This window comes from Pseudomonas lini (assembly GCF_964063345.1).
Taxonomy (GTDB): Bacteria; Pseudomonadota; Gammaproteobacteria; order Pseudomonadales; family Pseudomonadaceae; genus Aquipseudomonas; species Aquipseudomonas lini_B.
Genome location: NZ_OZ061318.1, coordinates 3,896,867 through 3,917,914, shown reverse-complemented (window position 1 = coordinate 3,917,914; position 21,048 = coordinate 3,896,867). Strand labels below are relative to the sequence as shown.

The following is a 21,048-nucleotide window of genomic DNA, read 5'->3' as shown; positions in this document are numbered from 1 at the left end:
CTGGATGCTTGCGCAGATCCAGGCCTTTGTTCATAGGTCAGAAGTGTCTGGTCAGATCGGGTGTTTGGCCAACTCCTCGCGGGTGAACTGCTCGATCAGCACAGCCTCCTCAATCTGCAACTGAGCATCCAGGTCGGCAGATTGCACCTTGAATTGCGCCTCTGATAGTTCGCCGGCCTGCTGGCGATCACGCAGACTGGCCAGGCGATCCTGATAGGGTTCGCGCTGCGCTTCAAATTGTGGCCGGTACTTATTGGTCACGAAGTCTTTCCAGAAATCTTTCGCCACCAGCGCCTGAAATTCTTCAGGCGAATCGTCCAGTGCCAACACCTTGGAATAGGCCAGATCAAGCATCGCGGGGGTGACTTTGCCCATGTGTGCGAAGCGAACTTGCCGCGGTTGGCCCGGCAATCCGAGCCGGTCCTTGAGCCCGTAGCGGTAGGCCAGTTTGATCTCGACCTCTTCCAGAAACCGGATCTGCTGTGTCTTGAGGGCCGCCGACAAGCCCGGCGTGTTATTGATCGCCGTGGTGCGTTGTTCGATATCGGCCAAGGCGATTTTCTCGACCTCGTCCAGCCGGAACAAACCTCTGGACAGTTTCAACAGGGCAGCACTTTGTTCGCCGTCCATGGCCAGCGTCCGCGCTCTGTACACCATCGCCATGATTTCCAGGTTACTGAATGACAACGCGGCACGATCACAACAGGCCGGCCTGCCGGCCCACTCGAACATCTCCTGTCGCAGTGCCATGGACTCGGGGTTGACCTCGGTGATGGTATCGACGACTTCCCATACGCGTAGCTGAAGGTCAGCATGGCCGGCGCCGGCATTCTCGAGTTTGCCGAGCACCTGGAAAAATCCTTGAGAGCCCTGCTGTGCCGATAGTGATTGCCATTGCGCCTGCCTGGCCGGAACCTGCTCAGTGGGCAGGTCTTTGAGCCAACGCTGAAGCGCGGCCAGTTCCTGCCCCCCCACTCTCGCGCGCTCGGCTGAGGCTTGATACTCGAAGACACCCGGTCGCCTGACGCCCCACAAATCAAGACGCTCGCGCTCGAGCCGGCTCCAATAATCGCGCAGCTGTTGCTGGGCGACCTCGGACAGCGGGTTGCCACCGATGTGAGTAAAGTTATTGAGGTGCGCCACCTGTTCCAGCCGTTCGGCAGAAGGGTCGATCACTGAATCCGGAATCGTAGTGATTCGGTTGTTTCTCAAATCGATGACATCCAGCAAAGGCTGTGCACCCAGTCCCACCGGCCACGTCTCAATGTCGATCGAATTCAGGTTCAGCGAGCGCATATCCGTTATTTGAGTGAAGTCCGGCGTCATGCCCAAAGGGTTTTGCGCCAGGTTCATCGCCCTGAGGGTTGTCCGTCGTGAAAGAATCCCCGCCGTTTCCGGCGTCAGGTGAATGCGGTTGCGCTGCAAAAACAAACGCGTCAGCCCGTGCATGTCGTCCAGCGCCGGTGGTATCGCCGTCAGCTGGTTGTTCGACAGATCCAGCCAGCGCACGCCTTTGAAATGCGCAAGAAACCCCTCTGGCGAAACGCTCAGGCCCATGCCACTGAGTTTGAGCGAACCCACATGACTGAAATCGGCCTCAAGGTCCGGCACGCTGTCGAGCGTCTGGCCACTCAAGTCGAGTTCAAAACCGATCGGGCTGCCGTCGACCGCATTCCTTTGCGGGGATTGCCGCCTCCAGCACTCACGAATGCGGTCAGCGGCGGTGTAGCGCTCTGCCCGGTCGGACAGACCGGCGGCCATCTGCCCCGCCCGAATGTAGCGCGAACGTGCGCCGCCCCCGGAAAACGCCCAGGCTGACAGCTGCTGATTCAGCGTTTCATACTCGCGCTCAAGACGAGCCAGCTCAGTCTCAGCCGCGAGCCCGTGGGTTTGCAGAAACGCCTCAACCTCGAATTCGTCGAAGCCGGGGTACAGCTGACGAACCCTGGCGCTCATTGTGTCCTGAACCTTGAAGGCATCCGGTAGGCTTCCGTCCAGGAGTTCAGGCTTGAGCGCTTGCAGACGATCCCGATAGTCCTTGAGTTGCTGCCAGCTGTGGCGAGTAAACGGGTTGCCTTCAAGCAGCGTGACCCGATTCACCCTGGCGTTTGCCTCAAGATGATCTTCTGCCGTAGAGAGCATCTCTTGGGGCACTTCGGTCAGTTCGTTCTCACGTAAGTCCAGCACTTGCAAGTCGGGCAGATTCCCCGTGCCCAAGGGCCATTGGTCGATGCCCGTGCCGCTGAGATTGATATTCTTCAGTTGAGTCATGGTGCTGAAATCAGGCGCGATACCCACCGGGTTTTTCAACAAGTCGAGCGTCTCGAGCGCACTTGATTTCCCGAGCACCGCAGCCGTGTGTTCATTCCATCGAACCCGGCTGCCCCTGAGGCTCAAGTGAGTCAAACCTTGCATTTCACCGACAGCCTCAGGCAATTCGTTGAGCCGGGACATGCCCTCCAGTCTCAATGTCTTGAGATCGCTGAACCCCTTGAGAAACGCATTGAGGTTGCGTACGCCGGTGCCGGTCAGCGCGAGTGCCTCGACATGCTCGAATCGGGCACTCAATGGCGGCAGCTCAACGGTCGAGTCGATGCTCAGTGTCGAGCCGCTTTGCCGACGCCAGCTACGTTTGAGGCTGCGGGCGATCTGTCGCTCACGCCCGCCCGGGATTCGTCCTGCTACCGCGGGGCTGCTTTCTGCGGTGACACGGGATTGAACCCAGGTATCCAACTCATTCTTGAGGGTCGCGAATTCGGCTTCACGTCGAGTCAGGCCACCCCGAACGTCTTCGCCCAATGAGCGCAGGAAGGACTCGACCTCGGGCTCGCTGAAGTCCGGATACAGCTTGAGCGTCCGTGCGCGCGGCGTTCGGAAAAAACTCGCGACCTGTTGCCCCAAGGGCAACGGGCCAATGCCGCCGAGCAGTTTCATGCCTGGCTCGACGCTTGGCTTGAGCACGCGGTGTTTCTGAAGTACCGCCCTCAATTGATCTCGCGGCAACGGTGTCTGTTGTACCGTCATTTTCAATCGCCCGGCCTCTTGCAGCGTGAAGCCCAATGCCTGGCGCTCCTCTGCCGTCAGGGCCTGCAATACAGACGAGTAGAGATTTGCAGAAGTCGATTGAGCGAACCGGGTGTTCGCATCCACCACCAGCACCGCACGGACCGGATTCTGCGCAGGACCGATCGCATCCAGCAACTTCCCTTGCGCGCCATACTCGCGCAGCTCGAGACGCACGTCCGTCGGCCAGCCTGGTAGCGTTTCAAGACTGCGCAGGACCAACCGCTCGCTGTCGACGCCGGACGAGGTGGACTCGATATACAACCCTTCATAGGCGTGAGCCACACGCAGCTCCTGCCGGGCCTGTTCGGCCTGCTCGTAAATGCGTTGAGGCAAGGGCCCGGGTTTGTCCATCGCCAGCCGTTCTGCCTGAGTTGCGCCTTGCAGTATCTCTTGCACAACGACGCTGGGCAGCTGCGGGAAAAACACCTTGATTCGCGCCAAGGAGACTTGACCATTGGCATCCTGTTCTCGATACAGGGACTCGAACAGTGAATATTGCCTGTTCTGCGCGGCGCGGGCGATTTCCTTGCGCAGTGAAGCGGCGCGTTGTTCCAGTGTCATGTCCGCTGTTCCCGGAACATTCTCGATACCGACCTGTTGCGCCTTGAACAGGTCCAGCAGCGACCTCAGCACCGTGCCGTTCGCGGCGTCGCGATCACTCACGACGACAGTCAGTCGGCGTGAGGATGCGGCACCTGTTACCGGGTCTTCCCAGATCGTTTTTGCCTGGCTGTCCAGGACTTTGATCGGGGGTGTAGCGGGCAACAGTTCCTGACTTCGCATGAGTCTGAATTGCAGGCGCAGATCAGCCCTGGCGTAGACCTCAGGGTCATCGCTACCGATCTGGTCCCTGAAGGTTTCGATGTCCCGGTCGATTCGAAAACGCGTGAGGGTGTCGGACATCTGCGCGCCTGGTTGTTGTTGTTCGACATGCAGGCGACGCAGTTGATCTTGCTCGATGCCACTGGCGACGCGCACCTGCTCCAGTTGCGCATCCGTGAAGGCCTGTGCGCGATAGCCCAGCCGCCGCATCAGCATCGGCCCGTCCCAGCTCAGGGGTTCTTCACCTTCGTAGCTCCACGCGCCGGCACTGTTATGCTCCAGGCGCGGTGAGTAGGCCTCAGGCCGGCGCGGGTGCTGGATGCAATATTCACCGTTGGCGGAGTCTTGCTTGACCACAAAACGCGCCTCATCGAGCGGTAAAATGTCCTGGCCGTTGACCGAGTGCAGACCCAATCCGTCAGGCTTGGAGTCCGCCGGTAACGTAATGGGAGCCTTGTAAGGACCAAGGTCCGGCTTCCACAGCCGTTGTTGCCCCGTGGGCAACGTGACCGGTTTCAATCCCTCGACCAAGGGTTCGGGCTTCACCGCTGCCAGCTTGCCAAAGCCCTTGCCCGCCCCGTGCAGTACGGCAATCAGTGCGAGGTTTTCCGCCACATCGGTGAGGTGAACCCAGGCTGCCCGTCGATCACCCTCGCTCCACTCAATCGCCCCTTCGAATGTCTCGTACAGGATCTGGCCGGCCATCACCCCGATCATCACTTCACCCAGCACGGGCACAAACATCGAGGTGATGTTCAATACCAACATGCCGACCTCCAGCAAATGGGCGATTTTTTCCGCGCGGACCCGGGCATCGACGTCGACCGTGGGCACCGCGTGACTGCGGGCATCCGCCAGGATTTTTTGAAGACTCTGCTCATAGAGATCCGCCCAGGGATCGACGTTCGGCCCCCAGAGACCATGCTGCCGGTAGCCCTTTATCGGGAGATAAAGCTCGTCGACCGGTTCCTGTCGGGACGGTGATTCGGGAGGCAGCTCGTTAAGCTGATAGAAGGTCGAAAGAAACGGAGGGAGCACTTCAATCGCTTTCCAAAAGGGAGAGCGAAATGGCGCTAATGAGTCTGGCGGGGAATCCGCTGCTTTGCGGGTGAACTGGCTAAAGTAATACGGACGATCTGCATAGGCGACAAATTGGCTGAAAAAGCGTTGATACGCCGTCGGGCCTCCGTTGGCCGATTGCGAGGCGTCAGCAGCCATGAGCAGACGCTTCAAGGTCGCCTCCATTTCCCGACCCTTGTAGCGTTTTAACGGGTGCTCCGGGTCGTGGGGAACGTAGAGAAGGACGTCATCGGAGTAGCGGTACTTTTCGCAAATATGGAAAAGTACGCAGCCGGTCATTCTCTTCTTCATCAACACCAGGTTGCAGATCCACACCGGTGTGTTGTCGATTGTGGGGTTGAGTTCTCCAGCGATGACCGAAAGGATCATCGAATAATCCTTGGGCTCAATGTCCTTCTTCAGCAAGGCGAGTTCGGCAGCCGCGCGCATCGCATCCTTCTGACTGTTCACAAATCGTTTGCGCAGCACGGCTTCGGCCACGGGATTGGAAGGTTGCACAAAGTCTTTCAGGTAAGCCTGATACTGCGCACCGATGTCCAGCTCCCGACACAGTTTCAGGAACTGTTCCACCGTCAAGGCAGTGGTCACCTGGCTGAATTGGCCGGAGGACGATTCGATAACAAAGCCTGAAGAAGAATGAAAGTGCGCAGGAGCACACTCTTGCTCTTCGAAGTTGTGCAACGCGGCTTGCAGCAGCGGCAATTTCAACACCTCGAAGGTGCCGACCTCTACTTCTAAAATGCTCATTTCCAGCGGCTTTTTCAGCTGCAGAAAGGTTTTAGTGACATCCAGTTCCACGGCGAACTGATCCTTGAGCGCCTTGACCAGTAACGGCTGCGCAAAAGTATCTATGTCCTGCAAGCGCGACAGGGTTTTATCCAGCAGGTTCTGCGACGTCACACTCGCCACAAAACTCGCGTTCAAGGCCTGACGCTGTGCCTGCGATGCCGCCAGATACCAGTCGGGAAGCATGAGCAGAGCATTTTTCAGCACCTCTCGCCGTTCGGGTGAAGCACTCACCAGCCAGGCCGGAATGGAGTGCGCGATGAATTCGGCGTGGGCACTTTGTTGCTCGGCGGCGGGTGGTTGCACTGCTTTTTTTTCGTTGCTTTCGTGTTTGTTTCGCAAGGTACATATCCTTATGTACAAGGTAATAGGCCGGCACGAAAACCGTCGGTTTTCGTGCCGTAATCGACCTCCAGGTCAATTCAGTTTTTCAGGGTGAGGGGCATTTCGACCCGCTGCAGTTTCGCCCGATCCATTGCTTGTCGGGTCAGGGTCTTGAGCAATGTCAGCATCTCGGTATTGAGTTGACCCATTTCACTTTCATATTCATCGGCGGTCATGACGCGTCCGGGCGCGAATTCGCTTTCCGGTTTGCCAAGCTCGGCGGCGAGTACCCGGATCTCTTCTTTCAATTGCGCCTTTTCCTCCATGGAAAGAGACTCGGTCGCCCGTTTCTCCAGCGCCATATAAAAATCTGTCGTCGCATCGATCCGGCGCCTGATGACCTTGAATGCACGACGATTAGAGCCCTGGGTATAAGAAGCCCAGAACGGCTGTTCGCTGATCGAGTCACGCAGCAGTTCCCCGGCCTCCAGATCCAGCACGCGCTGGCAGGCCGCTTCGATCATCTGTGGGGTGACAGCGGCGATTGTTCTGAACTGCATTTTTCGAGACTGCCAAGGCAGTTCCAGCCGGTCGGCCAAGTCCGTCATGTACGCCAGATGCACCTCGACTTCATCTATGGTGCCGGTGACTTCACCTGTTGCATTGACGCGCCTGAACTGTTCGCCCTGGCCCGTTCGTTCACCAATAACCTTGTGGGCGATTTTGCTCAACTCATCCAGACGGGATTTCCCCTGCGCCAGTAGCACCAGCTCTGCTTCAACCAGATTCGGACTCGCCAATTCATAGGCTTCGTGAATCAGTACTTCCACCCCCATGGCATTGAACAGTTGAGCCCCGCCATCGACACACTGCGTAGGCGCCGTGGACATCGTGAACAGCTTTTCGCGCAGGGCGGTGTTCTTGGCCATAGCGTCGAGCATGCGCCAGACTTTGGCGGTCATGTCCGTTCGAAAGGCCATGTCGTGTTTGAAGTGATACGACTCGGTCAGCTTGCGGATCTCATTGAAAAACGGCACTGAACCGTGCTCATCCTCAACCTCATTCCACACCTCCTGCCGGGCCACCCACTCAGGTCGAGTCAGGCCTTGCTCCCAATCGAGGCTATCGCGCACGCCACGGGGTGGATAAGGTCGATCCGGGTCCATACCGACGGACTGAATGTATTCGCGCAACGTCTGTAGATTGGCCTCCGGCAGCCACTGCGGATCGCGGTTCAACACCGTGCGCGCCAACAGTTCCGCGTCGGCAGTGCCACGCGTGACCGAAGGGATCTGGAGGATCCGGTTGTATTGAATATCCAGATAAAAATGCCGGAACCTGGGCAGTGAAAACAATCCGTCCGGCCAGGTGGGAATACCCGTGTCGGTCAACAGGAGCGTATGCAGCATGGGCATGCGCCCAATATCGGGGATGTGCCCCAAGGGATTGCCCATCAGGTCCAGGCTTTCCAGCCGCACAAGCCCGCCCAGATCGGCCACCGACAGCGCGTCCAGCACTATTCGGTTGCCACGCATATTCAACTCCGTCAGCCCGCGCATCCGGCCCACCGCGCGAGGAAATCGTGTGAGCGGGTTGCCATTGAGGTTCAGGTGGCGAAGCCTGGGGAAGTGATCGAGCAGCGACACCTGAACATCGGCCAACCCGGTGTTCAGCAGATTCAGGTGGGTGACATGCCCGAAATTACCCTCCAGGGCAGGCATCGTCCCCAAATGCCTGCCCAGTGGCATATCGCTCAGGTCCAGCTTTATTCCGTGCACATTGCCGAAGGCATCCACATCCCTTGGCCCGGTTTGCTGCCAGCATTGCCTGATCGCTTTATACAGCGCGTTTCTTGACTCCCATTCGGCCCTTCCTGCCGCGCTGTACCTGAAGCTGTTGGTTGGCGCACTCAGCCAGCGCTGGAAGTTGGCGTTGAGTCGATTGAACTGCGCCTCAAGCTCGCTCGCTCGTTGTTCCGGATTGCCTTCACGGCCACCGCCAGCCAGATAGGCCTGCGCCTCGGCGTCTGTCCAGCCGGGACGCACGCTCCTGACCCGCTCCTGCGGAGTCAGTCGCGCGGTGAGTCGTTGAACGCCTTGAGAAGCGCCGGGCATGCCGCCGCGCAGCTTCATCGTCTCAGGATCATAGAACGGCTTGCGGATCGGATTATCCGCCAGCATCGGCCGCAATCTGTCTCGGGCCAAAGGCGCCCGCTGAACGGCCTGCCTGAGCGCGTCTGCTTGATAGATGTCATAACCCAACGCCGTGCGCTGTGCATCGGGCAGCGCATGCAGCACCGAAGCAAACAGGCTGTCGGCACCCTGCAAATGCTGATCGTCAGCGTCCCGCGCTTCATAGTAACCGTCGTTACTGACCAACACCTTTTGTACACTGGCGTCTTGCGGGCCAATGCTGTCCCGCAGGGGACCAGAGAACGAATGCTCACGGACTTCGATACGTACCTCGCTCGACCAGTTCGGCAGTGTTTCCAGGGTGTGCAGCGCCAGTCTTTCGGTATCCGCATTTTCCAGCAGCTCAAGGAAAAGCCCTTCATAGGCACGCGTCGTGCGCACCTCCAGCAAGGCTGCACGGACCTGCTCCTTGAGCTTCAAGGGAAGGCGTTTTTGCTCTGCAACCACGCGCAGGTCTTCAGGCCCGGCAGCGGCCAGCAACTCCTCGGCAAGGTTGGCCGGACAATGCGAAAAGGCGTCCTGTATTACCAACACATCGGCATTGCCTGAAAATTGATGCGCGTTGTAGAGCGTATCGAAACGAGTCTTTCGTTGCAGATAGGTCAATGCGCCCGGCTGCTTTTCGGTTTCAGCCCATGCCTGGAACCGTCTTGTCGTGTCGACGAGTAATGCCGGAGGTGCTGTGTTTTCAACCTGCAACCAGCGCAGTACGTTTTCTTCGACGCCACTGGCAATGCGGATGTGTTCCAGTGTCGCGTCATCAAAGCCATCAACCATCGGTCCCAGACGCCGCATGAGGGCAGTCTTGTCCCACTCGACGGGACGGTCGAGTTCGGTTTGCCAGGCACCGACACCGTTATGCTCAAGCTTTGGCTGATAGGCCGTCGAACGATTCGGATGCCGGAGCCGGGGTTGACCGGTCTGTAGATCGTCGGCGACCGCAAAATGCTTCCCCTCAAGCGGTAGAAAGTCCTGCCCGTTGTGTCGATGAAGGCCTCGTGCATTCGGCACTGAATTCCTGGGCAGGGAAACCGCGTGCTCATAGGGCTGCAGGTCAGGGTTCCACAGACGGATTGAACCATCGGGGAGTTCGATTTTTTTCAACTGGTCGACAAAAGTCGACGCTTTGACCGGCGTCGGCCTGCCCGCCGGTAAAACATGCCCGGCCATCATGAGCGCCAGTTGGGCCGCATTGATCATCACACCGACGAGCAGAGCCGATGCCTCATCCCGGTCCCCTTTGCTCCAGTCTTCAATCCCCTCCATGGTTTCCAGCAGCATTTGCCCGACCATGATGCCCAACATGGCTTCGCCCAGCCCTGGCACCAACAGGGCACCAAAATTGAACACGTTCCAGCCGATGCTCAGGTAGCTGGTCAGCCGCGCCCAGCGAGTAGCCGCATCTTCATCATCGGTGGGCACGGCAATGTGGCGCGCGTCGGCGATGGCTTTCTCTCTGCGCCAGACCGAAACATGCCGCCAAAGATCGCCTTGGACGGCGTTAGTAATCGGCTCTGCATCGGGGTTCTCAGTGGCGGTCTCCCTCCACCAGGGCCCCATGTCCAGCGGCTCGCGCTGATGCCAGGTAAAGGTGGTGAAGCGCTCGTTGACTCGCGCGAAGAACAGGCCCTTGTCTTTTTGCGCCACGAATCGGCTGAAAAACCGTTGATAGTCCGGTGAACGTAACCGGCTGATCAGTTCCTTCATGAAATCGGTGAACGACGCATACTCCTTGAGCGGGTGTTCAGGGTCGTCGGGAACATAGACGATCAATGTACCGTCCAGACGACTTTGTTTATGGATATCGTTCTGGCGGAACATCTCATCGGCCACACCGCTTGGGCCATTGGCAAAAAATGCCTTGAGTAACTTGAACTGCTCAAACTCCTGGCCGGGTAATATCGACAGGTGCTGTGACCACTCCAGCATCAGCCGTTGATGGGCCGGAACCAGTTGCTCGTAAGTTCTTTTAATCAGCGAAGGGGCCGCTACCGCGCTGAACAATACAATGCCAGTGAGTTTGAACCCCATGAGTGACAAGCGATGACATTGCATCGGCCGCCCGCCCAACATAACGTCGCTATTACTATCGCGCAGCGCCTGCAACTTCCCGTAGGAACCGGGAGAAATATCGCGTTTCAAATACGCAATGAGCGCTGCTTCGTTGAAAGCCGCTTTTTCGCAGGCAATGGAGTGCTGTTCAAGCGTCGCCCTGGCATCAACAGTTGCAGGTTTCAGTAATACGGCAATGTGCGTTTGATACTGTCCGCCAATATCCAGCCCTCTGCACAAAGAGGCAAACTGCTCGACTGTCAACGCCTGACGTTGCAACTCCCCCTCGGCATCCCTGATGAAAATACCGGAGCCGTCGCGCAAAGCTCCCGCCTGCGTTTCAGGCTCCGCAAAGTTGTGCAGGGCAGCCTCCAGCAAACTGCACTGCCTCATTCGACTGGCATTGGTATCGATACCGAATGTCAATGTCGCGGGAATATACGTACGCAATAACGTCGTATTAACGTCCAGCTCTATATTCAGTTGATCTTTCAGTGCCTTGACAAGCAACGGCTGCGCGAACGCCTTGATGTCTTTTTGCAAGCCTTCCAGCGTCTTTTCCAGAGGCCCCTGCAATCGCCAGCGTTCGTTGATAAGCGCTCTCAAATACTGTCGATCCATGGGGCGTGCATTGCCATACCACTCGGGAACGTCCCGTTGTTGATTGACTAATGATTCAAGCCTGTAGGCCGGTACTTTATTTATCAGCTCCGGCATCTTTCCCGCGAGGTAGTCCAGATAAACATTCTCGCCACCGTGAAACGCAACTGAAGATGTCTCCAATACAGTTCCCTCTGCCAACTCTTTCATTTCGCAAATATCCCTATGCGATCACAAGAGCCTCCAGCTTATTCAACAACGGCAAAAAAAAAAGACCAAATAACTGCTGATAAGCCGTTTGAAAACAGCGAATCACATTCAACTTCAACACCTGAAAAACAATTAATTACCGCACTGATCGCCGTGGAATCTGATCCTGCTCGTGAACGGTAGTATTTTGACTGACTATCAAACGATCACACCGACGGCCGACCACCTGAATCAGGAGGTCCTGCGCCCGTGGTGTTGTCCCGGAAGATGTATGCACGCAGGCCCGTTATCGTTCTTCGCGAGCAGGCTCGCTCCCACAAGGAAATGCGATCAGATGTGGGAGAGTCTGCTCGCGATAGCGCCAGAACAGACGACTCAAAAACTTCAGAACACCTACTCGACCACCAACCGCCTCAACCGCTGCTTGAGCATGCGGTTTTCGGCCCGCAATTGCTGGACTTCCTCCAGAAGGTCCAGCGCCAGGGCGACGCCTTCCCATTCCAGTTCCAGATCGCGCCGCAGCTTGGCAGCGCGCTTGGCCAGCACCAGTTCATAGTCGGTGAAACGCCAATCCTTGGGTTTTGACCCCTGCGGTTCGAGGATGCCGTGTTCGACGATCTCGATCACGTGCACGTCCGACAGTTCGGTCGCCTCACAGAATTCTGCCAGGTCCAGTAGAACGATCACGGGGTCGCTCATGATTGGCTACTCCTTATCTCGAAATCAGAAATTCTCTCGCGGATCGAAAGCGGCTTTTTTCGCCAGCTCCTCCCACAATTCTTTGACGTCATGGTCGAGTTTTTTCGGCATTATTGCCTTGAGCTGCACGAACAGATAGCCACGGTGACCGGCCTTGTGCAGCAGGCCATGGCCCTTGGCGCGCATGCGCTGGCCGTTCTGGCTGCCGGCCGGAACCTTGAGGTTGATCTTGCCGGTCAGGGTCGGCACCGCGACTTCGGTCCCCAGCGCCAGCTCCCACGGTGCCAGCGGCAAGGTGATGATCAGGTTCTCGCCTTCGACGTCGAATTTGGGGTGCGGCGCAAAACGGATGGTCAGGTACAGGTCGCCATTGGCCCCGCCACCGATGCCTGGCGCGCCCTGGCCCTTGAGGCGGATGCGCTCGCCGTCGGTCACGCCGGCGGGGATTTTCACGTTCAGGCTTTTGCTGGTGTTGCTGACATGCTGGCCCGCAGCGTTGTAATGCGGTACCTGGAAGCTGACCTTCTTCGATTCGGTCGAGAGGGTTTCTTCCAGAAAAACCGGTAATTCCATTTCCACGTCTTGCCCTCGACGCCCGGCACTACGGCCTGACCGCCCACCACCATCGAAACCCGGACCCCGGTTGCCGAAAATCGAACTGAAGAAGTCCGAGAAATCGCCCGTGTCCTGACCACCACCACCGAAACCACCGCGGCTCTGCCAACCCGGTGGGCCCTGAAAGGGCTGACCGTGATGGCCGTATTTGCGCAAGTCGTCGTATTCGGCGCGCTTGTCGGCGCTTTTCAGCGCTTCATAGGCTTCCGACGCATCCTTGAACTTGGACTCGGCGTCCTTTTCCTTGCTGACGTCGGGGTGGTATTTGCGCGCCAGCTTTCGATAGGCGGCTTTGATCGCCTTATCGTCCGCGGTCGGCTCCACACCGAGAATCTTGTAATAGTCTTTGAAGTCCATCGAGGGAATCACCATCCATTATCGAAATCGCGCAGCCAGGCACAGCATGCTCTTGTTTGCAGCATTTGGATTGACCGATCTCAAAGTTGTGACCGGGCAGCGCATCAGAAGTTTATCGGCAGCAGGGCGTGGTTCTTGCAGTCGCCCCAGGGGTTGCCAAGTCTATGCAGGGAAGTTTGGGGGTGTTGGAGCATCTTTCAAGCGCTGATCGCTGCGATTTAACGGATAGTCGGCCTTCGAATCTTCGCCGCACTGACATACACTGCGCGGCCGTTTTTTAACCGGAACTCGAAAGACATGAAAAACGCATCTCCAGCCCGTGCCTGTGGTATCGACTTCGGCACGTCCAACTCCACCGTCGGCTGGCTGCGCCCCGGCATGGAAACGCTGATCGCGCTGGAGGACGACAAGATCACCCTGCCCTCGGTGGTCTTCTTCAATATGGAAGAACGCCGCCCGGTATACGGCCGGCTGGCGCTGCACGAGTACCTGGAAGGTTACGAAGGTCGGCTGATGCGCTCGCTCAAGAGCCTGCTGGGTTCCAAACTGATCAAGCACGACACCAGCGTCCTCGGTACGGCGATGCCGTTCAAGGACCTGCTCGGCCTGTTCATCGGCCAGTTGAAAAAGCGCGCCGAAGCCGCTGCCGGTCGGGAATTCGAAGAAGTGGTGCTGGGCCGTCCGGTGTTTTTCGTCGATGACGATGAAATGGCCGACCAGGAAGCAGAAAACACTCTGGTGGATGTAGCACGCGCCATCGGCTTCAAGGACGTCTCGTTCCAGTACGAGCCGATTGCAGCGGCGTTCGACTACGAGTCGACCATCGAAAAGGAAGAGCTGGTACTGATCGTCGACATCGGCGGTGGTACGTCGGACTTCTCGCTGGTGCGCCTGTCGCCTGAGCGCCGCAACCACGACAACCGTCACGACGACATTCTCGCCACCGGTGGCGTGCACATCGGCGGGACCGATTTCGACAAGCAGCTGAGCCTGCAAGGCCTGATGCCGCTGTTTGGCTACGGCAGCCGGATGAAAAGCGGCGCCTATATGCCGACCAGCCACCACATGAACCTGGCGACCTGGCACACCATCAACTCGGTGTACTCGCAGAAGTCGACCCTGGCCTTGGGCAGCATGCGTTACGACATCGAAGACACCGGCGGCATCGATCGCCTGTTCAAGCTGATCGACCAGCGCGCCGGGCATTGGCTGGCCATGGAAGTGGAAGAAACCAAGATCCAGCTGACCCACGCCGATAGCCGCCATGTGCCACTGGATCGTATCGAGCCGGGTTTGAGCGTGGAACTGAGCCGGGCACTGTTCGAATCGGCCATCGACAACCTGCTGGAACGGGTGCGCAACAGCGTGACCCAGTTGCTGAACGACGCCAATGTGCGAGTCGATCAGGTCGACACCGTGTTCTTCACCGGCGGTTCGAGCGGAATTCCGGCGCTGCGCAACAGCGTCTCGGCGATGTTGCCGAATGCGCGGCACGTGGAAGGGAACATCTTCGGCAGCATCGGCAGCGGGTTGGCGATCGAGGCGATGAAGCGTTACGGCACCCTCGCCTGACCTGAAACCGAAGCGCCCCCATCGCGGGCAAGCCCGCTCCCACAAGGACAGCGCATGACCTGTGGGAGCGGGCTTGCCCGCGATGGCGTCAGATCAGGCAATACATATTTGCCGGATCAAACCATCCCCACCTGCTTCAACTCACTCTTCAGATACGCGTAATAAATCGGCCCCGCCACCACCCCAGGCAGGCCGAACGCGGCTTCGAACACCAGCATTGCCAGCAGCAACTCCCACGACTTGGCACTGATCTGCCCGCCGACGATGCGCGCGTTGAGGAAGTATTCGAGCTTGTGGATAACAATCAGATAACCCAACGCCGCCACCGCCACCCAGATCGACAGAGACAGGCCGACGATAGTGATCAAGGTGTTCGACATCAAGTTGCCGATTACCGGCAGCAGGCCGAGCAGGAAAGTCAGCACGATCAGGGTTTTGGTCAGCGGCAGCTTGATCCCGAACATCGGCAGGACCACCGCGAGGAAAATCCCGGTGAAGAACGTGTTGAGCAGGGAAATCTTGATCTGGGCGAAAACGATGTTGCGAAACGCCTGGACCAACAGGTGCAAACGGTCGAACAGCGCCGCGGCCAAGGGTTTGCGTTTGGTCACATCCGGCGCTCGCTGCAAGGCGATGATCGCCCCCAGCACCATGCCGATCAGCAGCGTCACAAACATGTGCGCCGCGTCCTTGCCCACCAGTTGCAAGTCGCTGAGGTGCTTGCTCATCCACTGGCCGATGGCCACGCGAAACTCGGCGGCACTGGCCGGCAGATAAGCGTCGATGAACGGCGGCAATTGCCCGCGTGCGCGGTCGACCACGACCATGAATTTGTCGAGGGAAGCGCCGGGGTTTTCCGCCTCGTGCAGCAGAAAACTGATCGCACCGGCAAAGATCAGCGCCAGCACGCTGACCACCAATGTTCCCAGCAACGCCACCGACAGCCAGCGCGCACGGCGGCCTTCGATCAGCCGCTGCAATTGCGGCGTGAGCATGTTGACCAGTTCGAATACCAACAACCCGGCCAGCAGGCTGGGCAGCAATCGCAGAGGGAGCACCAGCAGCAAACCACCAAAAATGATGACCCAGCTGATAAGCAACAAGACCTGACGCTGAGAAAACGCTGACATACAGCCTCAAAACGAACGACGTAAAAGGATTGGCAGTCTGCCAGCGTTCCGGTGCCGAAGCGAGCACACACGAACCTGTGGGAGAGAGCCTGCTCGCGATAGCATCACTGCGGTCCTCCATGATACCGAGTCGCCTGCATCGCGAGCAGGCTCGCTCCCACAATGCTTATTTTTTCTTCAGGCAATCGCTCATGAAGGTTTTGCGCGCATCACCCGTGAGGGCCTGTGTGGTGGCGGTGGCGTTGCAGGTTTTCATCTTTTCTTGTTGAGGGGTCAGGGGCTTGGCGGCATCGGCGGCCGGCGCGGCTTTGAGGCAGGTGCTCATGAAGGCTTTGCGCTCGTCGCCCTTGAGGCTTTTTGCGGTAGCGTCGGCATTGCAGGTGGTCATTTTGTTCTGTTGGGCAGTGGCGGCGAAACCCTGGGAACAGAGCAACAAACCGACCATCAACAACGGGGCACGCAACATCTTCATGGAGTGTTCTCCTTGTTGCCGCAGCGATGGATGCGGCCTCATTTCGGAGTGTAGACAAAGCCTGTTACACGTTCACCTGCTATCGAGGTGGCTGCGTCGATATTGCTCAGGCGTGCACCCGGCCTGACGCTGAAACATCGCGATAAATGCCGAGCCGGTGCTGTAGCCCATGTCGAAGGCGATTTCCTGAATGCTGCGCTGGCTATCGAGCGCTTCGATCGCCGCCAGAAACCGCAACCGTTGCCGCCACTCACCGAAGCTCATGCCCAACTCGCGAACAAACTGTCGGGCCAACGTGCGTTCGCTGACGTGAATTTGCGCAGCCCAGTGCGCCAATGGCCGATTGTCTCCAGGCTCGGTCTGCAAGGCTTCAAGGATTGCGAGCAGCCCGGGGCTACTGGCGTAGGGCAAATAACACTCATGCATCGGCGCCTGTTGCAATTGGTCCACCAGCACTTGAGCCAGACGCTTGTCTGCATCGTGCTCGGGAATTTTCACATCGCGGGCGGCGAAGTCTTTCAGGATCGCCTTGAGAATGTCGCTGATCGCCAGGGTGCAGGCCTGCTGCGGCAGATCGCGACACAGTGCTGGCGCGAGGCAGACCGCGCGATAGTTGATCGGCTGATTGCTATAGAAACTGTGCTCGGTCCCGGGCGGCACCCACACCGCGTATTGCGGCGGCGACATGAAGCGGCGGCTGCCGATTTCCATGTGCAAGACTCCATTGGCCGAATACTCGAGGGTGCCCCAAGGATGATGGTGGGCCGAGGCGTATTCGTGGGTGTTGAAGTCGGCATAACGGAAATAGACCGGGGCCGGCAGTTCGCTGAAATCCAGCAGGTCGATGTGTTTGCTGCTCATGCTGTCCGGAATCAGAGGCAAGTTGTCTGGATCGAAGTATAGGCATTGATCCAGACAAGCGGATAATCACCCTTCATTAACGTTCTGGTTTTTCCCGATGCAATACGCTTATCCCCTGCTGGCCATTTTCATTTGGGCCGGCAACACCGTGATCAACAAACTCGCGGTCGGCGCGATCTTTCCCGCCGAAATCGGTTTCTACCGCTGGTTGCTGGCCGCACTGCTGTTCACGCCGTTCATGCTTAAACCGGTGGTCGCCCACTGGCCGTTGATCCGCCCGAACCTGGGCAGGATTTTCGTCCTCGGCGTGCTTGGCATGGCGGTTTATCAGAGCCTGGCTTACTTCGCCGCGACACTGACTTCGGCCACCAACATGGGGATCATTTTGTCGCTGATGCCGTTGATGTCGCTGGCCATGGCGATTGTCAGCCTCGGCCAACGCCTGACCGCCGGCGCACTGGCCGGCGCGGTGTTGTCGTTTGCGGGGGTTTTGGTGGTGGTGTCGTCCGGCAGCCTTGGCGCGTTGCTGGAACACGGGGTGAACCTGGGTGACGCGATGATGCTGATCGCCACGCTGGCGTATGCGATTTACAGCACCCTGCTGAAAAAATGGCAGCTGCGTTTGCCGCCGCTGGTGTTGTTGTATTTGCAGGTGTTGGTGGCGGTGGTGGTGCTGTTTCCGCTGTTCCTCGTCTCACCGAAAATCGGCCCGACCCTGCAGAACATTCCGCTGGTGCTCTATGCCTGCCTGCTGGCCTCGATGCTTGCGCCACTGGCGTGGATGCAGGCCGTGGTGCGCCTCGGGCCGAGCCGGACCACGCTGTTTTTCAACTTGCTGCCGTTGATTACGGCGCTGATTGCGGCGGTGGTGCTGCATGAGCAGTTGGCGCTGTATCACCTGGTGGGTGGGGTATTGACGTTGGGTGGGGTGATTTTGTCGGAGCGCTGGATCATGGTGCTGGGGCGTAAGGTCAGCGCTGCCTGACCGGACGCCTTCGCGGGCAAGCCACGCTCCCACAGGTTTTGTGTCGTGCCTGTTACGGGCGTCCGACACAAAACTTTCCACAGGTTTGGCGTCGTGCCCATTGCCGGCGTCCGACACAAAACCTGTGGGAGCGTGGCTTGCCCGCGATGAACGATAACGCGGTCCAACTGCCGTTCACACACCGGCTGCTTTCAACCGCGCCGCATGCTCGACAAACAACCGCACCGGTTCTGCCCCCTTGCCCACCAGCCCAAGCGATTGGTTGACGATATCGAAGTGATCCATCGGGTATTCATCACCAATCACCGTCCCCAGATGCGAGCTGTAACGCCCGACCATTCCGTCGCAATGCCCCGCTTCACGCACGAAGGTTCTGGCAAACAACCGGCAACTGCGATTGGTCCCGTCGAACAGGTTGCACCCGCGATCGGTCTTGCCCGGCTGCAAGGTTCCGGACCAGGAGTAATACCGCACGCCATTGACCACTTCCGGGCCGTTCCCGCCCCAAGTGTCAGGCAGGCCCTGTGGATAACGCTGATTGAACAGCGCCACGCCCGCCGTGGTCAGCGACTGGTGCGAAGCCGGGATATCCACTGGCAATCTCGGCCCGCGATAGCCGGCTTCCAGCAGGCACATCAGCGCGCTGATCAGCCACAGTAAAAAGCTGAGTAGCCGGCCCTTGGCGCTGTCAGCTGGATAATTTTCCTGCAGATGGTCCGCCAGCTCCGAGCCGTGATTCGGCCCGGCCACCGAGGTCACTGAAGCCACTTGATCCGGGCGTTTTGCCGCCGCATAACGGGCGGTCAGCGAGCCCTGGCTGTGGCCGATCAGGTTGACCTTCTCGGCCCCGGTTTCGCGCAGAATCTCCTCGATCCGCGCCAGCAATTGCTCGCCGCGCACCTCGCTGGAGTTGAGCGGCGAGACTTGCACCGCAATCACGGTCGCCCCATCCCGGCGCAGCGCCGAAATGATTCCGTACCAATAGGGATAGAGCAACAGACGGATAAACCCGAGCATCCCCGGGACCAGCACCAAGGGGTAACGCGTGGCGGAACCTTGCGACATGGATGAACATCCTTGTGATCGGTGAGATGAAGCAAGGCCGGATGCAAGGCCTCAGCCAAGCATCGCCACCCAAGATGACAACTCAACGACCAGTCTATGACATCGCTTACTTCAACCCCACCACGCCCGCCACAATCAGCCCGACCGACACCAGCTTGAGCGCGGTCAGGCTTTCGCCCAGCAGCGCAAAGCCGAGAAACACCGTGCCCAGTGAACCGATGGCGGTCCAGATCGGGTAGGCGATGCTCACCGGTAATTCGCGCAGGGCCAGCGTCAGGAAGTAAATCCCGCCCACCGCGGCCACCACTGTCAATACTGACGGCCAGAGCCGGGTGAAGCCTTCGGCGTACTTCATGCCCATGGCGAAGGTGACCTCAAACCCGGCGGCGATCAGCAAGAACAACCAGGCCATTTAGAACTCCCTGGCCAGCGCCAGCAAACGCTGCTCGGCCTCGGCCACGGACACCTGGAAAGTGCGTTCGGCGGACTCTTCGCCCTCGGCGGCAACAACGGTGACGTCGGTGATGCCGATGAAGCCCAAAGCGGTACGCAGCAACGGATCGGCATGGTTCATCGCTTCAAGTTCACCGCCGGGGCCGAAACCAAAACCGCCGCGACTGGTGACGATCAACGCCTTCTTGCCCCGCACCAGCGGCTCGTACTGAGCGACGCCGTTGTCCAGGGTGTGATTGAACGTTAGCCCGAGCCGCACAATCTGATCGATCCAGGCCTTGAGACCGCTGGGCACGCTGAAGTTGTACATCGGTGTGGAAATCACCAACAGATCATGGCCGAGCAACTCCCCCACCAATTCATCGCTGAGTGCCAGGTCGGCCTGCATCGACAGCGGTCGCGCCTCAGGTTCCGGATGAAAAGCAGCCGCCACAAACGCTTCGTTGACGGCCGGAATCAACGCCCGACCGACTTCACGGCGGGTCAGTTGCGACTGCGGGTTGCGCACCTGCCAGGCGCAAAGAAACACCTCGGCCAAACGGCGCGAATGTGAACGGTCGCCACGGGGGCTGGCGTGAATGGCAAGAATTCTGCTCATCTGAATCTCCTTGAGGGGCTAAACTGAAACGGCTTGTGCTTGCAGCTTGAAGCGCGTAACCGCCTGTCTTCAAATGAACAAAAATCAGTCTGGATGAATCTATTTCATCCATGGAGTTTTAAATGTTTGCTTCGTTGCCGCTGACCGCCCTGCGCGCCTTCGAATCCGCCTCGCGCCTGTTGAGTTTCAAGGCCGCCGCCGAAGAGCTCTCCGTGACGCCGACGGCGGTCTCGCACCAGATCCGCTCCCTGGAAAACTGGCTCGGCGTGCCGCTATTCGAACGACTGCCACGGCAGGTACGGCTCACCGAATGCGGCGAACGGCTGTTCCGTAGCCTGCACGGCGCCCTGCTGGAAGTGGCGCAGAGCGTCGATACCTTGCGCCCGCAACGCAGCGGCACGAACCTGACGATTTCCACCACGGCCGCCTTCGCTGCCCTTTGGCTGGTGCCAAGGCTCGGCCGGTTTTATGCCCGCCACCCGAGCATCAGCCTGCGCCTGGACACTCACTGCGAAGTCATCGACCTGCATCAGGACGCCAGCGTCGATCTGGTGGTGCGTTACAGCCTTGACGATTACCCGAACCTGTATGGTCTGTGCCTGTTCGATGAGTCCTTCGGGGTCTACGGCTCGCCTGAACAAGTGGCCCTGGCGTCCAGTCGGGTACCGACCCTGATCAGCGTGCGCTGGCACAACTCCAAGCTGTACGCCCATGGCTGGGAGGCCTGGTGCGCGCAGTCCGGCGAAACCTGGCTGGCCGCGCAACCGGCGGTGCGTGAATACGACGAAGAGCATTACGCCTTGCAAGCGGCCATCGCCGGGCAAGGCCTGGTGCTGGCGAGCAATATTCTGGTGTCGGAAAGTGTGGCCAGCGGCTTGCTACGGCCTTATCGGGGGGACATTCAGGTCGACGGGGCCGGATACAGCGCACTGTGTGTACCAGGCCGTGAACGGCATCAGCCGGTGCGGGCGTTTTTTGCGTGGCTGCAGGAGGAGGCTCGATTGTCTGGTCTATTGCCAAGATCGCAGCCTGCGGCAACTCCAGGGGAACGCATTCCAATGTAGGAGCATCGAAGACATTCTGGCCTGAGACGTAGAGCCTGCCGATGA

Annotated in this window: 13 protein-coding genes; 3 read left to right on the top strand and 10 right to left on the bottom strand. The window is 58.7% G+C overall.

Going from position 1 to position 21,048, the window contains the following annotated elements:
• Positions 1 to 51 precede the first annotated feature (51 nt).
• The 4 genes from AB3226_RS17685 to AB3226_RS17670 all read right to left on the bottom strand — a co-directional run bounded on the left by AB3226_RS17685 (position 52) and on the right by AB3226_RS17670 (position 12,803).
• Complete coding sequence (locus AB3226_RS17685) at positions 52 to 6,096, bottom strand: NEL-type E3 ubiquitin ligase domain-containing protein (RefSeq protein WP_367373992.1); 6,045 nt, start codon at positions 6,094 to 6,096, stop codon at positions 52 to 54.
• 80 nt (positions 6,097 to 6,176) lie between these two features.
• Positions 6,177 to 11,132 (bottom strand): dermonecrotic toxin domain-containing protein, encoded by a 4,956-nt coding sequence (locus tag AB3226_RS17680; protein ID WP_367373991.1) that lies wholly within the window; start codon positions 11,130 to 11,132, stop codon positions 6,177 to 6,179.
• A gap of 393 nt (positions 11,133 to 11,525) precedes the next feature.
• Positions 11,526 to 11,831, bottom strand: a complete 306-nt coding sequence (locus AB3226_RS17675) for a chaperone modulator CbpM (protein WP_367373990.1) — start codon at positions 11,829 to 11,831, stop codon at positions 11,526 to 11,528.
• A 24-nt stretch (positions 11,832 to 11,855) separates the two neighbouring features.
• The gene (locus tag AB3226_RS17670; RefSeq protein WP_367373989.1) at positions 11,856 to 12,803 is read right to left on the bottom strand and encodes a DnaJ C-terminal domain-containing protein; all 948 of its coding nucleotides are present in this window, start codon (positions 12,801 to 12,803) and stop codon (positions 11,856 to 11,858) included.
• A gap of 297 nt (positions 12,804 to 13,100) precedes the next feature.
• Here AB3226_RS17670 and AB3226_RS17665 point away from each other — a divergent pair, with 297 nt between their 5' ends.
• Entirely contained in the window at positions 13,101 to 14,375 is a 1,275-nt protein-coding gene (locus AB3226_RS17665) for an Hsp70 family protein (RefSeq protein ID WP_052965888.1), read from the top strand.
• A 116-nt stretch (positions 14,376 to 14,491) separates the two neighbouring features.
• Here the strand turns inward: AB3226_RS17665 and AB3226_RS17660 are convergent, their stop codons facing one another.
• From AB3226_RS17660 to AB3226_RS17650, 3 genes are all read right to left on the bottom strand, one after another.
• Positions 14,492 to 15,505, bottom strand: a complete 1,014-nt coding sequence (locus AB3226_RS17660) for an AI-2E family transporter (protein WP_367373988.1) — start codon at positions 15,503 to 15,505, stop codon at positions 14,492 to 14,494.
• Between the two features lie 166 nt (positions 15,506 to 15,671).
• Positions 15,672 to 15,977 carry a PsiF family protein gene (locus AB3226_RS17655; RefSeq protein ID WP_367373987.1) on the bottom strand — a complete coding sequence of 102 codons (306 nt, stop codon included), beginning with the start codon at positions 15,975 to 15,977 and terminating at the stop codon, positions 15,672 to 15,674.
• Positions 15,978 to 16,049: 72 nt separating this feature from the next.
• Positions 16,050 to 16,838, bottom strand: a complete 789-nt coding sequence (locus AB3226_RS17650) for a helix-turn-helix transcriptional regulator (protein ID WP_367373986.1) — start codon at positions 16,836 to 16,838, stop codon at positions 16,050 to 16,052.
• 97 nt (positions 16,839 to 16,935) lie between these two features.
• Here AB3226_RS17650 and AB3226_RS17645 point away from each other — a divergent pair, with 97 nt between their 5' ends.
• The gene (locus AB3226_RS17645) at positions 16,936 to 17,823 is read left to right on the top strand and encodes a DMT family transporter (RefSeq protein WP_367373985.1); all 888 of its coding nucleotides are present in this window, start codon (positions 16,936 to 16,938) and stop codon (positions 17,821 to 17,823) included.
• A 174-nt stretch (positions 17,824 to 17,997) separates the two neighbouring features.
• Here the strand turns inward: AB3226_RS17645 and AB3226_RS17640 are convergent, their stop codons facing one another.
• The 3 genes from AB3226_RS17640 to AB3226_RS17630 form a co-directional block, all read right to left on the bottom strand.
• Positions 17,998 to 18,888 (bottom strand): alpha/beta fold hydrolase, encoded by an 891-nt coding sequence (locus tag AB3226_RS17640; protein WP_367373984.1) that lies wholly within the window; start codon positions 18,886 to 18,888, stop codon positions 17,998 to 18,000.
• A 106-nt stretch (positions 18,889 to 18,994) separates the two neighbouring features.
• The gene (locus tag AB3226_RS17635) at positions 18,995 to 19,300 is read right to left on the bottom strand and encodes a multidrug efflux SMR transporter (protein WP_367373983.1); all 306 of its coding nucleotides are present in this window, start codon (positions 19,298 to 19,300) and stop codon (positions 18,995 to 18,997) included.
• Complete coding sequence (locus AB3226_RS17630; protein WP_217855634.1) at positions 19,301 to 19,939, bottom strand: FMN-dependent NADH-azoreductase; 639 nt, start codon at positions 19,937 to 19,939, stop codon at positions 19,301 to 19,303.
• 122 nt (positions 19,940 to 20,061) lie between these two features.
• Here AB3226_RS17630 and AB3226_RS17625 point away from each other — a divergent pair, with 122 nt between their 5' ends.
• The gene (locus tag AB3226_RS17625; protein WP_367373982.1) at positions 20,062 to 21,003 is read left to right on the top strand and encodes a LysR substrate-binding domain-containing protein; all 942 of its coding nucleotides are present in this window, start codon (positions 20,062 to 20,064) and stop codon (positions 21,001 to 21,003) included.
• The last annotated feature ends 45 nt before the right edge of the window (positions 21,004 to 21,048 follow it).